13 protein-coding genes are annotated in these 13,693 nt (G+C 71.8%); 4 read left to right on the forward strand and 9 right to left on the reverse strand.

From position 1 onward, the window contains the following. Window positions 1–4 precede the first annotated feature (4 nt). The gene (locus AC07DC_RS32715; RefSeq protein WP_478918107.1) at window positions 5–1,084 is read right to left on the reverse strand and encodes an alpha/beta hydrolase; all 1,080 of its coding nucleotides are present in this window, start codon (window positions 1,082–1,084) and stop codon (window positions 5–7) included. Between the two features lie 114 nt (window positions 1,085–1,198). Next, window positions 1,199–2,269 (reverse strand): succinyl-diaminopimelate desuccinylase, encoded by a 1,071-nt coding sequence (gene dapE / locus AC07DC_RS32720; protein WP_478918108.1) that lies wholly within the window; start codon window positions 2,267–2,269, stop codon window positions 1,199–1,201. 99 nt (window positions 2,270–2,368) lie between these two features. Here dapE and AC07DC_RS32725 point away from each other — a divergent pair, with 99 nt between their 5' ends. Further along, window positions 2,369–3,310 carry a VldE C-terminal domain-containing protein gene (locus AC07DC_RS32725; RefSeq protein ID WP_478918109.1) on the forward strand — a complete coding sequence of 314 codons (942 nt, stop codon included), beginning with the start codon at window positions 2,369–2,371 and terminating at the stop codon, window positions 3,308–3,310. A gap of 275 nt (window positions 3,311–3,585) precedes the next feature. Then, window positions 3,586–4,080: an ATP-binding protein gene (locus AC07DC_RS32730; protein WP_478918110.1), complete on the forward strand. Its 495-nt coding sequence runs from the start codon at window positions 3,586–3,588 to the stop codon at window positions 4,078–4,080. A 73-nt stretch (window positions 4,081–4,153) separates the two neighbouring features. Here the strand turns inward: AC07DC_RS32730 and dapC are convergent, their stop codons facing one another. Both dapC and fdxA read right to left on the reverse strand, forming a co-directional pair. Then, a complete protein-coding gene (dapC, locus tag AC07DC_RS32735) occupies window positions 4,154–5,251 on the reverse strand; it encodes a succinyldiaminopimelate transaminase (protein ID WP_478918203.1) in 1,098 nt (365 codons plus the stop codon). Window positions 5,252–5,339: 88 nt separating this feature from the next. After that, window positions 5,340–5,660, reverse strand: a complete 321-nt coding sequence (gene fdxA, locus AC07DC_RS32740) for a ferredoxin (protein WP_003985062.1) — start codon at window positions 5,658–5,660, stop codon at window positions 5,340–5,342. A gap of 114 nt (window positions 5,661–5,774) precedes the next feature. On the opposite strand from fdxA, the gene AC07DC_RS32745 reads away from it, so the two are divergent. Both AC07DC_RS32745 and AC07DC_RS32750 read left to right on the forward strand, forming a co-directional pair. Beyond that, window positions 5,775–6,734, forward strand: coding sequence for a GNAT family N-acetyltransferase (locus tag AC07DC_RS32745; protein WP_478918204.1), 960 nt, complete (start codon window positions 5,775–5,777; stop codon window positions 6,732–6,734). Continuing rightward, window positions 6,731–7,555: a transglutaminase family protein gene (locus AC07DC_RS32750; protein ID WP_478918111.1), complete on the forward strand. Its 825-nt coding sequence runs from the start codon at window positions 6,731–6,733 to the stop codon at window positions 7,553–7,555. Before AC07DC_RS32745 ends, AC07DC_RS32750 begins: the two co-directional genes overlap by 4 nt. A gap of 28 nt (window positions 7,556–7,583) precedes the next feature. On the opposite strand, the gene AC07DC_RS32755 is transcribed toward AC07DC_RS32750, so the two are convergent. The 5 genes from AC07DC_RS32755 to AC07DC_RS32775 all read right to left on the reverse strand — a co-directional run bounded on the left by AC07DC_RS32755 (window position 7,584) and on the right by AC07DC_RS32775 (window position 13,600). Continuing rightward, on the reverse strand, window positions 7,584–8,222 hold the full coding sequence (locus tag AC07DC_RS32755) for a response regulator (RefSeq protein WP_478918112.1): 639 nt from the start codon (window positions 8,220–8,222) through the stop codon (window positions 7,584–7,586). A gap of 26 nt (window positions 8,223–8,248) precedes the next feature. Continuing rightward, a complete protein-coding gene (locus AC07DC_RS32760; protein WP_478918113.1) occupies window positions 8,249–10,480 on the reverse strand; it encodes an MMPL family transporter in 2,232 nt (743 codons plus the stop codon). A 150-nt stretch (window positions 10,481–10,630) separates the two neighbouring features. After that, complete coding sequence (locus AC07DC_RS32765) at window positions 10,631–11,800, reverse strand: sensor histidine kinase (protein WP_478918205.1); 1,170 nt, start codon at window positions 11,798–11,800, stop codon at window positions 10,631–10,633. A 106-nt stretch (window positions 11,801–11,906) separates the two neighbouring features. Continuing rightward, a complete protein-coding gene (locus tag AC07DC_RS32770; protein ID WP_478918114.1) occupies window positions 11,907–12,647 on the reverse strand; it encodes an ABC transporter permease in 741 nt (246 codons plus the stop codon). Next, window positions 12,644–13,600, reverse strand: a complete 957-nt coding sequence (locus tag AC07DC_RS32775) for an ABC transporter ATP-binding protein (protein WP_478918115.1) — start codon at window positions 13,598–13,600, stop codon at window positions 12,644–12,646. Before AC07DC_RS32775 ends, AC07DC_RS32770 begins: the two co-directional genes overlap by 4 nt. Window positions 13,601–13,693: the final 93 nt, after the last annotated feature.

Consider the following 13,693-nt stretch of genomic DNA (forward strand, 5'->3'; position numbering starts at 1 on the left):
CGCATCACTGCGCGTCCGGGCTGGCCAGCGGCACAACGCGCGGCGCCTCCAGATGGCTGCTCACCCAGGTGAGCGCGTCGGGGAACATCCGTCCCCAGGTCTTCCAGTTGTGGCCGCCGGTGTCCAGCAACATGGGCGTGACGGTCGTCGGCGCCTGGACCGCGTGGCCGAGCCAGTCGGCGAACCGCGGCGGGCTCTCGGGGTCCTGGACGCTCGACCCGACCAGGAGGTCCACGTTGGGCTTGGTGTTGTGGGCCAGCCACAGCGGCGAGCGGGGACCCTCGGCGGGGTTGTCGGGGGCCAGCGCGGCGCCCGCCACGTAGCGGGTGGGGTAGTCGAGGGCGAGCCGGGCGGCGCAGTAGCCACCGGTCGATATGCCCATCACCGCCCAGCCGCTCGGGGCGGGCAGGGTACGGAAGTTGTGCGCGATCACGTCCGGCACGTCCTGGGCGAGCCAGGTGCCGCCCTTGCCGCGGCCCGGCGCGTCGGCGCACCCGGCCTTGGCGCCGTTCGGCGTGATCGTCGGCAGCACGAGGATGGCCGGCTCGGCCTTGCCGGCGGCTATCTGGCGCTCCATGATCTGGCCGAGCCGCATCGCGCGCAGGAAGCTGCGCGGGCTTCCGGGCAGGCCGTGCAGCACCACGATCACCGGGAAGCGGGTGTTCGCGTACTCCTTCTTGTCGTACTGCGGCGGCGTCCAGACCATGACGTCGCCCGACGCGCCGGACTTCGTGCCGTGGACGTCGGCCTTGCGGAACCCCTGCGCGTACGGGTCGAACTTCACCGTCAGCTGCGGCGGTCCCGGTGGCGGCGGCTTGTGCTTCGCCGTGGCGTTCATGCTGCCGCCGCCGCTGCCGCCGCCGAGCAGGTCGTCCCAGGAGGCGTAGAAGCCGTACTGGTTGTTCACCCCGGCCATCACCACGAAGACCGCCGTCAGCTGGCACACCACGATCATCCCGACGCGGGCGGGCAGCCGGATCAGCCGGGGGCCCGGCACGCGCCCCCACAGCAGCACGGCTCCCGCCACGGCCGCGACGGCCGCGACGATGAGCGCAACGAAGAACAGCGGACTGGTCAGTCCCATGGAACGGCCTTCTTCCCCCCACACGATCGGTCGCATCCGATCACACCATGGCAGGAACATCACGCGGATAACGGCCCACGCGGTTCCCGCCGGGCACCCGGCGCGTCCGGAACGTCAGGCGGTGAGCCAGGCGCGCAGCCGCTCCTCGGCCTCCAGGACGGCGGCCACCGACACGTTCTCCTCGCGGGTGTGGGCCAGCTTGGGATTGCCGGGGCCGTAGTTGACCGCCGGGATGCCGAGAGCGGAGAAACGGGCCACGTCGGTCCAGGATTCCTTGCCGAAAGGCTCGGTTCCAATGGCCGCGACGAAAGCGGCGGCGGCCGGCTGGGAGAGTCCGGGCAGCGCGCCGGGCGCGCTGTCGGTGGGCACGACGTCGAATCCCTCGAAGACCTCGTTGACGTGTGCGAGCGCCTCGGCCTCGGTCTGATCGGGCGAGAAGCGGTAGTTGACGATCACGGCGCACGTGTCGGGAATCACATTGCCCGCGTGCCCACCCTCGATCATCACCGCGTTCAGACCCTCGGGGTAGACGAGCCCGTCGATGACGACCCGGCGGGGCTCGTAGGCGGCGAGCCGGGCGAGGATCGGCGCGGCCTTGTGGATGGCGTTCTCGCCGAGCCAGCTGCGCGCCGAGTGGGCGCGGCGGCCGGTGGTCTGCACCCTGACCCGCAGGGTGCCCTGGCAACCGCCGTGCACCTGGGCGTCGGTGGGCTCCAGGAGCACCGCGAAGTCGCCCGCCAGCCACTCCGGGTGGTTCTCGACGAGCCGCTTGAGGCCGTTGAACTGGGCGGCGATCTCCTCGGCGTCGTAGAAGACGAAGGTGAGGTCGCGGTTGGGCTCGGGCAGGGTCGCGGCGAGCCGCAGCTGTACGGCGAGGCCCGACTTCATGTCGGTGGTGCCGCAGCCCCACAGCAGTCCGTCGGCGTCGAGCCGCGACGGCAGGTTGTCGGCGATCGGCACCGTGTCCAGGTGTCCGGCGAGCACCACCCGCTCGGCGCGGCCCAGGTTCGTCCGCGCCACGACCGCGTCCCCGTCCCGGTCCACGGTCAGGTGGGGCAGCGCGCGCAGCGCCTGCTCCACGATGTCGGCCAGCGCCTTCTCGGCGAGGCTGACGGAGGGGATGTCGACGAGCTGCGCCGTGACGGCGGCGGCATCCTGGCTGAGGTCGAGTGGGCTTGCGGTCATGACCCCGACCCTACCGGCGGCACCGGCCGGCCCCCGCGACGTGCCGGGTCCGGTGCAGGCGTTCGAGGCTGCGGAGCGGTGTTTGGGTACGGTGGCGTCATGTCCCAGCCTTCGCCGACACCGGAGCGGCGCCCTCGCCGGCACGGCCGCCGACTCCGGCTGACCGTGGCGGGTCTCGTCCTGCTCGGGATCGCCGGGTACGGCGTCTACTACGTCGTCGAGAACCGCGCCCAGCGCGCCGGGTGCACGGTGGCGGCGGACGGCAACACCCTGAAGCTCGAATCGCAGCAGGCGGCGAACGCGTCGACGATCGCCGCGGTCGCGACGTCCAGGGGTCTGCCGGAGCGCGCGCTGACGATAGCGCTGGCCACGTCGATGCAGGAGTCGATGCTCCGCAATCTCGACCACGGCGACCGCGATTCGCTCGGCCTGTTCCAGCAGCGGCCCTCGCAGGGCTGGGGCACGCCCGAGCAGATCATGGACCCGGTGCACGCCACGAACGAGTTCTTCGACGGGCTGGTGAAGATCGAGGGCTATTCGCGGCTGCCGCTGACCGTGGCCGCCCAGCGGGTGCAGAAGAGCGGCTTCCCGCAGGCGTACGCGAAGCACGAGGCGGACGCGACCCTGCTGACCTCGGCGCTGACCGGCCGGCAGCCCGGTGCGCTCACCTGCACCCGGGGCTCCGGTGAGACCGTCACGACGGGCGATCCCGCGCAGGTGCGCAAGCAGCTGGCCCGCGAGTTCGGACCGCAGGTCGCACCGCGGCCGGCCGAGGGCAGGGCCGGTGGCGGCACCGCGCGCCGGCGCACCGTCCAGGTGCCGTCCGCCCCCGCCGGTGGCGCGGCGGAGGGGGACGGGAAGCGCCGCGGCTGGGAGCTGGCCCAGTGGGCGGTGGCCCATTCCGACGCCCTGAAGGTCGAGAAGGTCTCGTTCCAGGACAAGCAGTGGCGGGCGGCCGATTCCGGCAAGGGGTGGCAGAAGTCCGACACCAGTGCGGCCGAGGCCGCCGACGGAGACGTACGGATCACGGTCGCGCAATAGTGCGGCGCATCCCCCGCAAGCGCATGGCGACCACGTCAAACCCCGGAAGCGCCCAATTCCCCCGACTGGCCGCCAATTCCCTTGTCACGTAAGGGAAGTGACGTTTCCTCACTTCTTCCGTCCATGACCGGAATGGCCTCTTTTGCCGGAGCACTATTATGCGACGCATTACCAACTCTTTACCTCGAACGACCGCAACCTTCGGGCTCCTGGAGCGGTAGTCAGCACGTCCGCCCGGCGGACATGTCCCGTTCCCCCTCCGTAAAAGGAGCACCATGTCCCTCCCCCTTTCGCGTCGGATCGCCCGTGCTGCCCTGCTCATCGGTGCGGCCGCGGCTCCCCTGCTGGGCGCCGGCGGCGCGTCGGCCGCCGAGCTGCCGCAGACGGCTGACCTGGGCGGGCTGACCAACCTCGACGGCGCGAACCTGGGCAACACCCTCGACGGCGCCTCCCAGCAGGCCAGCGGCCTGGCCACCGAGACCGGCAGCAAGACCGTGCAGACCGCCGTCCCGGCGGCGGGCAGGACGGTCGGCACCGCGGGGAAGACCGCCACCCCGGCCGCCCAGAAGACCGCGGGCGATGCCACGGGCTCCGCCGGCGATCTCCTCGGCTCGACCACCAAGTCCGTGGGCGCGGCCGGCCTGCCCGGCGCCGAGACGCTCCCGGTCGCCGGCCTGCCCGGCGGCTCCTCGCTGCCGTCGGCGGATGCCCTCCCGGTCCACACCCTGCCGACCAGCTCGCTGCCGCTCGGCAGCCTGCCGATCGGCTAGTCGGGCAGACCCGTACGCGCAAGGGCCCGGAGAGCGTCGGCTCTCCGGGCCCTTGCGGCTGTTCGGGAAGGAATCAGGCCAGCCGGCGCACCGCGGCGTCCACCCGCTCGTCGAGCGCGGTGAACGCGACCCGTACGAAGTTCGCGCCCGTCGGACCGTAGAACTCGCCCGGCGCCACCAGAATGCCCCGCTTGGCCAGGTCACCGACGGTGTCCCAGCAGGACTCCCCGCGCGTGGCCCACAGGTAGAGACTCGCCTCGCTGTGCTCGATCCGGAATCCCGCGGCCTCGAAGGCGGTCCGCAGCACGGCCCGCCGGCGGGCGTAGCGCTCCTTCTGCACGACGGCGTGCTCGCGGTCGCCGAGCGCGGCGATCATCGCGGACTGCACGGGCGCGGGGACGATCATGCCGGTGTGCTTGCGCACCCCCAGCAGTTCCTTGACGACGGCGGCGTCGCCCGCCAGGAACGCTCCCCGGTACCCGGCGAAGTTGGAGCGCTTGGAGAGCGAGTGGACGGCGACCAGGCCGTCGTGGCTGCCGCCGCACACGTCGGGGTGGAGCACGGAGACCGGTTCGGCGTCCCAGCCCAGCTCGATGTAGCACTCGTCGGAGACGACGAGGATGTGGTGCTCGCGCGCCCACTCCACGATGCGGCGCAGCGCGTCGGCGTCCAGCACCCGGCCCGTCGGGTTCGACGGGGTGTTGAGCCAGAGCAGCCGGACGCGCGACGGGTCGAGATCGGTGACCGGGTCGGCGTACGTCACCGGCTCGGCGCGGGCGACGAGCGCCCCGATCTCGTACGTCGGGTAGGCCAGCTCCGGGTAGGCGACCTGGTCGCCCTCGCGCAGCCCCAGCAGCGTCGGCAGCCAGCCGACCAGCTCCTTGGAGCCGATCAGCGGCAGCACGTTCGCCGGCAGCGCGCCCGCGATGCCGAGCCGGTCCCGCAGATACTCCGCGACGGCGTCCCGCAGCGCACCGGTGCCGTACGTCAGCGGGTAGCCGGGGCTGTCCGCTGACGCGGACAGCGCCTTGCGGATCACGGCCGGGACCGGGTCCACGGGGGTGCCCACCGACAGGTCGACGATGCCGTCGGCGTGTGCGGCGGCCGCGGCCTTGTACGGCTCTAGCCGGTCCCAGGGGAAGACGGGGAGACGGTCGGAGACTGGCGCCACGCTGGTGCTCACTTTCCTGGACTGGAGAACGACGTCGGTCCCGTACGGAAGCCTCCCCGTACGGGACCGACGCGACGTGCGGTCCTGCTCAGCCGTTCTGCGGAGGCAGCGCGGCGATGAAGGGGTGGTCCCGCTCGATCAGCCCGAGCTTCGAGGCGCCACCGGGCGAGCCGAGCTCGTCGAAGAACTCCACATTCGCCTTGTAGTAGTCCTTCCACTCCTCCGGGGTGTCGTCCTCGTAGAAGATGGCCTCGACGGGGCAGACCGGCTCACACGCGCCGCAGTCGACGCATTCGTCCGGGTGGATGTACAAGGACCTGGAGCCCTCGTAGATGCAGTCGACCGGGCACTCTTCGATACACGCCTTGTCCTTGACGTCGACACAAGGCTGCGCGATGACGTAGGTCACGCTGTCGTTCCTCCTCGGTAGGGCTCATCTCGCGCGGGAGCGCGGCGTCGTCGATGCCCGCCCCTAGTATCTCCGTTCCTGGGCATGAGACGAACAAGAGGGGCACTGATGACTATGGATTTTGCCGCCACAGGACGGCTAGTGGTCCGCATCAGCCCTGCTGACGTGGGAAAACGCGTTTCGGTACGGCGGGTACTGGAGATCGTTGACGGGCAGCCTACGTTCAGCGACACCGTCGGTGTTCTCGCATCGTGGGATCACGGCGTGGTGTGCGTCACTCGACGGGACGGGGAAACCGTCCGGATCGCGGAATCGGCGCTGGTCGCGGGCAAGATCGTGCCCCCTGCCCCGGTCCGCCGCAGCGCCCGCGTCAGCCCCGGGGAGCTCCAGGAGGCGGCCTCGCGCGCCTGGCCGGCGACGGAGACCGAGCGGCTGGGCGAGTGGACGCTCCGCGCCGCCGGGGGCTTCACGAGACGGGCCAATTCGGTACTCGCCCACGGTGATCCCAGCGTACCGCTGGACGATGCGCTGGCCTTCGTCACGCGCTGGTACCGCGGGCGCGGCACGACCCCGTACCTCCAGGTCCCCGACGACGCGCCGCTCGCCGCCGAGCTCGACCGGCGCGGCTGGCTCCGGGAGGCCGACACCCTGGTCCGCACGGCGCCTCTCGCGCCGCTCGCGGAGCTGCCCGGCGCGGGCGGCGTCACCCTGACCCGGGAGCCCGGGGATTCCTGGCTCGCGTCGTACCACCGCACGGGTGAGCTGGCGGAACAGGCGCTCAAAGTGGTGCTCGGCGGGCCCTCGGTCTGGTTCGCCACCGCGCCCGGGGCGATCGGGCGCGCTGTCGTGGACGGCCGGTGGGCGCTGTTCGGCGCCGTCGAGGTCGAGCCCGCGTACCGGCGGCGGGGGCTTGCCACCGCGGTGATGGCCGCGCTCGCCCAGCGGGCTGTGGAGGAGGGCGCGTCGTTCGCGTATCTCCAGGTCGAGGCGGACAACGACGCCGCGCGGGCGCTGTACGACCGGATGGGCTTCACCACCCATCACGGCTACCACTACCGGCGGCCGTCGCCGTGACGGGCCAGTGGCGTGAGCGCTTCGCAGAGGCGGCCCGCGAGGAGCGGCCCGACCTCGCGGAGCTGTGCCTGCTGATCAGCGCGGAGGCCGACCCGGACTTCGGCCAGACCGGTCTGGACGCGGCGCAGATCGAACTCGACCGGCTGGCCGGGATGCTGCCCTACGGCCTCGCGACACCCGACGACTGGGCCCGCGCGCTGTCCACGCTCCTCGGCGGCACCTGCGGCTTCGCCGGGCTGCCCGCCGACTACGGGCGGCTGGAGTCCTCGCTGCTGCACGAGGTGCTGCGACGGCGGCGCGGGCTGCCGATCCTGCTGTCGGTGGTCTGGATCGAGGTCGGCCGGCGGGCCGGCGGGCCGGTCTACGGTGTCGCCCTGCCCGGCCACTTCGTCGTCGGCCTGGGCGATCCCGCCGGGCACTTCGTGCTCGCCGACCCGTTCCGCGGCGGCCGGGTGCTCACCTCCGACGACGCCGGGCTGCTGGTCGCGGGCGCGACCGGCGCACCGCTGTCGCCGGGCATGCTGGTGGCCGCCGACCCGCTCGACATCGTGCTGCGGGTGCTCAACAACATCCGCGCCTGGGCGGCCGCCCGGCCCGAGGAGATCGGCGTCCAGCTGTGGGCCGTCGAGCTCGCCCTGCTGCTCCCCCGCCACCCGGCCCGGCTGCGCTACGAGCGCGCCCAACTCCTCGTCCGGCGCGGTGACTTCCTCCAGGGAGCGGCCGAGATGGAGGCCTACGCGGAGATGCTGCAGGTGATCGATCCGGAGGCCGCGGAATCCATTCAGCGGCAGGCCAGATCGGCTCGTGCGCTGCTGAACTGAGCCGCCGCGCGGCCGCCGGGGAGGGCGGCTACAGCCAGCCCTTCTCGCGGGCGATCCGCACCGCTTCCGCCCGGTTGCGGGCGCCCGTCTTCTGGATCGCCGTCGAGAGGTAGTTGCGGACCGTGCCCTCCGACAGCAGCAGGCTCCGCGCCACCTCCGCATTGACCGAACCGTCCGCCGCCGCCCGCAGTACGTCCCGCTCGCGGGCGGTCAGCGGGTCGGCGCCGTCGGCCAGTGCCGCCGCCGCGAGCGTCGGGTCGATGACCCGCTCACCGCGCAGCACCCGCCGCACCGCGTCGGCCAGCTGGGACGCCGGCGCGTCCTTGACCAGGAACGCCTCGGCGCCGGACTCCATCGCCCGCCGCAGGTACCCGGGGCGGCCGAAGGTCGTCACGATCACGATCCTGATGTCCGGCAGCGCCTTGCGCAGCTGCGCCGCCGCCTCGATGCCGGTCAGCCCCGGCATCTCGATGTCCAGCAGCGCCACGTCGGGCAGGTGGGCGCGGGCCGCCGCCAGCACCTCGTCACCCCGGGCGACCTGGGCGACCACCTCGATGTCGTCCTCCAGGCCCAGCAACGTGGCCAGCGCTTCCCGCACCATCGACTGGTCGTCGGCGAGCAGGACTCGTACGTTCCGCGCGGGGGACTCGCCACTGGCCACAGTCATACGGCCAGGGTAGGGCCGCGGCTGCCTCAGGCCGCCGCGGTACCTTCCGCGTCCACGTGCGGCAGCACCCGGTCGAGCCAGCGCGGCATCCACCACGCGTGCCGGCCGAGCAGCGTCATGACCGCCGGCACCAGCAGGAGCCGCACGATGGTGGCGTCGATCAGCACGCTCACCGCCAGGCCCAGCCCCAGCATCTTGATCACGATGTTGTCGCTGAGGATGAACGCGGCGAAGACGCTCACCATGATGAGCGCGGCGCAGGTGATCACCCGTGCGGTGATCTCCAGGCCGTGCGCGACGCTGCCCTTGCTGTCCCCGGTGCGCTCCCAGGCCTCGTGCACCCGCGAGAGCAGGAACACCTCGTAGTCCATGCTGAGCCCGAAGACGATGGCGAACATCATCATCGGCACATAGCTCTCGATCGGTACCTTGCCGTTGACCCCGAGACCCGGGCCGCCCCAGCCCCACTGGAACACCGCGACCACCACCCCGTACGAGGCGGCGATCGACAGCAGGTTGAGGACCGCGGCCTTGAGGGCCACCAGCAGGCCGCGGAAGACGGTCAGGATGATGATGAAGGCCAGCCCGACGACGACCGCGATGATCAGCGGCAATCGTGCGGAGATGAGGTCCAGGAAGTCCACCTGGGCGGCGGTCGTCCCGGTCAGATACGAGGCGGCGGCGGTGCCCGACACCGCCTTCGGCAGCACGTCCTCCCGGAGATGGTTGGCCAGATCTGTGGTGCCCGCGTCCTGCGGGGCGACCTGGGAGATCGCGGTGGAGATCAGCACCTGGCCGTTGCTGGTGGGCTGCGGGGGGCTGATGCTCGCCGCGCCCGGTACGCCGGTGAGCGCCTTCTGCACCGAGGTGGCCAGCGCCGCCCGGTCGGCGGACGGTACGTTCGTCTGGTCGATCACGATGGTCAGCGGGCCGTTGGCGCCGGGCCCGAAGCCCTCGCTGATCAGGTCGAACGCCCGTCGGTCGGTGAAGGTGGTCGGATCGGCGCCGTCATCGATATGGCCGAGCCGGATCGACAGCAGCGGGATCGCCAGGACCGCGATCACCACCACCCCGCCGAGCAGGAACCACCAGGGGCGGCGCTCCACCCGCTGGGCGTACCGGTGCCAGCCGCCCTGCGCCTCGCCGTCCAGACCCTCGGTACCCTCCGCGACGGGCTTGCGGACGGTGAAGCGGTCGATCCTGCGGCCGATCAGTCCGAGGAGCGCCGGGACCAGGGTGAGGGCGCCGATCACCGCCGTGACCACCGTGACGGCCGCCGCCGCGCCCAGCTTGCCGATGAAGCTGACCCGCGACACGTACAGGCCCGCCAGCGCGACGATGACCGTGCAGCCGGAGACCAGGACCGCCCGGCCGCTGGTGGCCACCGCACGGCCCGCCGCGACCGGCGGATCGTCGCCGTCCATCACCAGCTGGCGGTAGCGGGTGATCAGGAACAGCGCGTAGTCGATGCCGACGCCGAGCCCGATCATCGTGGCCAGGGTCGGCGAGACGCTCGCGAAGGTGAAGGCCGCCGCCACCAGGCTCAGACAGCTCAGCCCGACGATCACCGCGATCAGCGCGCTGACGAGCGGCAGACCGGCGGCGATGGCGCTGCCGAAGCCGACCAGCAGCACGACCACCGCGACGGCGAACCCGATTGCCTCGCTGGTGAAGTCCTTGGTGTCCGGCCGGGCGGCCTCGCCGAGGGGACCGCCGTACTCGACGTCGACGCCCGCGGAGCGCAGCGGGGCGACCGCGCCGTCGACGTTGTCGACCAGGGATTCGCCCACCGACGTGGGATTGCTGTCGAAGCGGACGGTGATGTAGCCGATCGTCCCGTCCTTGGAGATCGCACCGGTCGGCGGTGCGGACGGCGAGGCCGGCAGCGGGCTCACCACCGAGGTCACGTGCGGGACCTTCTGAAGCGCGGCGACGGTCTGGTTGATCTGGTCCGTGACGCCGGTCAGCGGGCCCTTCGGGTCGTGCATGACCACCTGGCCGCTGGTGCCGCTGGAGGCCGGGGCGTTCTTCTGCAGCACCTGCTGGCCGGTGTTCGACTGGGTGCCCGGCAGCGAGAAGTCGTCCGAGTAGGTGCCGCCGACGGTGTTCTGCAGGACGTGCAGCCCGGCCAGGGCGACCAGCCAGACGATGATGACCACGACGAAGCGCCGGGCGCACCATTCACCGAGCCTGCGCAGCGCTCCCACTCGCGCGGAGCCGGGCCCCGGATCGGCGCTCGTGGCACGTGGTGAAGCCATGCGTTCTCCCTGGAGCCCTGGGAATGCGGCCGGCGGCCGGCGAACCGGAGCCGGACCGATGCGGCCTTCGGCCGAAGATAGGTAGCCGACGGATCCCCGGGGGAAACCGCTACAGGGCCGAACGGGGGGCGTGACGCCACTCGTACCCGGTCAGGCGACGGGCGGGGCCGTCACGACGGGGGCACGGCGCGGCACGCTCGCGCTGAGCGTGAAGCCGGTCGGGTCCGCCGGGCCGGTGGAGAGGCTGCCGCCGGCGAGCAGCAGGCGCTCCTCCAGGCCGGTGAGGCCGTTGCCGGGACCGCCGGCGGGGCCGCGGCCGTCGTCCGTGACGGTGAGGACGACCGTGCCGGCGCCGTCGTCGGAATGCTCGACGAGGGTGATCACGCAGCGGGTGGCGCCGCTGTGCCGGATGACGTTGGTGATCGCCTCGCGAAGGGCCCAGGCCAGCGCACCCTCGGTGTCCGGGGCGAGCCGGGGCAGGGTCTGCTCCACGATGATCGGCAGATCTATCGGGAGGTCGGCGCCGACCCCCGCGGCGGCCAGTGCGGTACGGGCCCCGGCCAGCTCGGTCGCCAGCGTCGGGCGGCGGTAGCCGCTCACCGCCTCACGGACGTCGACGAGCGCCTGGCGGCTGACCTTCTCGATGTCGGCGACCTGCTGCGCGGCGTCCACCGGACGGTCCGGGAGCATCCGGCCGGCCAGCTCGCTCTTGAGCGTGATCAAGGAGAGCGAGTGGCCGAGCAGATCGTGCAGGTCGCGGGCGAGCCGCAGCCGTTCCTCGGTCGCGGCGAGCTGCGCCACGGTCTCCCGTGCCTCGCGCAGCTCCCGCATCGTCTGGACGAGTTGTCTGATGCCCACCATCGCGAACCCCCCGAGGAGGCAAGGAATCAGCAGCGCGGGAAAGAGGTCCCCCGTGGTGTCGACGAACGAGCCGATCAGGGCGAGCGCCCCTGTGGCGCCCGGGATCAGCCAGCGGGACCGGGTCGGCGGCAGCACCGCCCCGCACGCCACCGAGACGTAGACGAAGAGCACCAGCCAGGACTTGCCCAGGGTGGCCGAGGTGACCACCGCCAGCGCGAAGAGGGCGCTCAGCACCCAGTAGACCCAGCGCCCCTCGTCCTCGGTGTTGGTGCGCAGAAAGACCAGCGACAGATAGGCGACAACGAATCCCGTCAGGCCCAGGGAGGCCAGCACGACCACCGCGGTCCCGTGGCCGCCGTGCAACAGGTCGTCCACCGGGGCGCCCAGATAGAGCATCCAGATGGCGATCCACAGCAGCTTGACCACCGCTTGCCTGCGGGTCTCCGGCACGCGGCCCATGGAGGTGGAGTCCGCGGCCTCCACCTCCTCGCGCCACGGCGGCCAGCTCTCTCGTGCGGCGCGGTCGCCAAAGGAGAGGTTCATGGGCTTCACGGGCTTCACGGTGTCACGCCTTCTGGGTGTCCTTGCGGTACAGGTACGCCGCGCCGCCCGCGAAGACCAGCAGGTAGACCACGAGGATCGCGATGTCCTTCACATGCGGCGCGTCACCGAGCTCGACGGCCTGGCCGAGCGCCGCGTAGGGGCGGGCCGGCAGGTACTCGGCGATGTTCTGCATCCACTGCGGGAAGGACGTGAAGGGCACCCACAGGCCGCCGAGCAGCGCCAGCGCGAAGTAGGCGATCATCGAGATCGGCCGGGCGACGTCGGCGGACGCCACGTAGCCGATGGCCACCCCGAGCGCGGCGAAGACGAAGCTGCCGGCCCAGCTGCACAGCAGGATCGCGCCCCACTGCCAGGCGTCGAGCCGTACCTGCTTCACGCCCGCGCCGACCAGCATGACCAGCACGATCGACGGGAGGCTGATGGTGGCCGCCGAGGCGATCTTCGCGGTGACGTAGCCGCGGCCGGGCAGCGCGGTCAGCCGCAGCTGGCGCACCCACCCTTTCTCGCGCTCGCGGGCGATCCGCTCGGCGTTGCCCATCAGGACGGCCGTCATGGCGCCGAACGCGGACATCGCGACCATGAAGTACGCGACCGTCGACAGATCGGTGCCGGGCAGCTTCGCCTTGGGGTCGGTACCCGCGGTGATGATCAGGAAGAGCAGCGGCGGATAGATCACCGAGAAGAACATGAACTTCTTGTTGCGCAGGACGCGCAGGATCTCCAGCTTGATCAGAGTCTTCATCGCTCTTCCGCCTCCTCGGCGGATGCTGCGTCGGTGATGGCGAGGAACGCCTGTTCCAGGCCGAGGCCCGCCACTTCGAGGTTGCGGGGGTAGAGCCCGAGACCGTAGACCGCGTGCATCGTCGCGTCGGCGTCGTCGGAACGGATCCGGACGGTGGCCCCGGACACCTCGACGCCCACCAGGTGCGGCAGGGCCTTGAGGGCCGGCTCGTCGATCGCGCCCTGGAGGTCGAAGGTGATCCGGCGGGCACCGGCCCGTGCCTTGATCTCGGCGGCGGTGCCGTCGGCGATGAGCCGGCCGCGGTGCAGGACCAGGACGCGGTCCGCGATCGCGTCCGCCTCCTCCAGGTAGTGGGTGGCGAAGAGCACCGTGCGGCCCTCGTCGACCCGGCGGCGCATCGTCGCCCAGAACGCCTGGCGGGCGGTGACGTCCATGCCGACCGTCGGCTCGTCGAGCACGATCAGATCGTTGTCACCGGCGGTGGCGAGCGCGAAGCGGACCCGCTGCTCCTGGCCGCCGGAGAGCTTGTTGACCTTGCGGTCGCCGATGTCGGTGATGTCGGCGGTGGCCAGCACTTCGTCGACCGGGTAGGCGCGCGGGTGCAGCGCGCAGGCGAGGGAGATGATCTCCCGCACCGTCACGTCCTCCATGAGGCCGCCGCTCTGCAGCATCGCGCCGACCCGGCCCTGCGCGATGGCCTGCGACGGGCTGGTGCCGAAGACCGTGATGCCGCCGGAGTCGGGGTTGCGCAGCCCGAGGAGCAGATCGAGGGCCGTGGACTTGCCGGCCCCGTTGGGACCGAGCAGCGCCACGGTCTCGCCGGGGTGCAGGGTCAAGGTGAGATCGGCGACAGCGTGCACAGGGCCGAAGCTCTTGTTCACGCTGTCGAAGCCGACCACGGGTTCGCCCGTGGCGGGCCCGTCGGTCGCGGTCGGTACGGCTGGTGCGGTCATGGCATCAGCTTCGCCGAGTGGCAGGCCCTCGCGGCAGTGCCGGACATCGTGTCTTCCCCATGACAGATGTCATGGGTCCGCCACCGCTGCCAG

It is taken from the genome of Streptomyces sp. NPDC045021, from assembly GCF_056432645.1.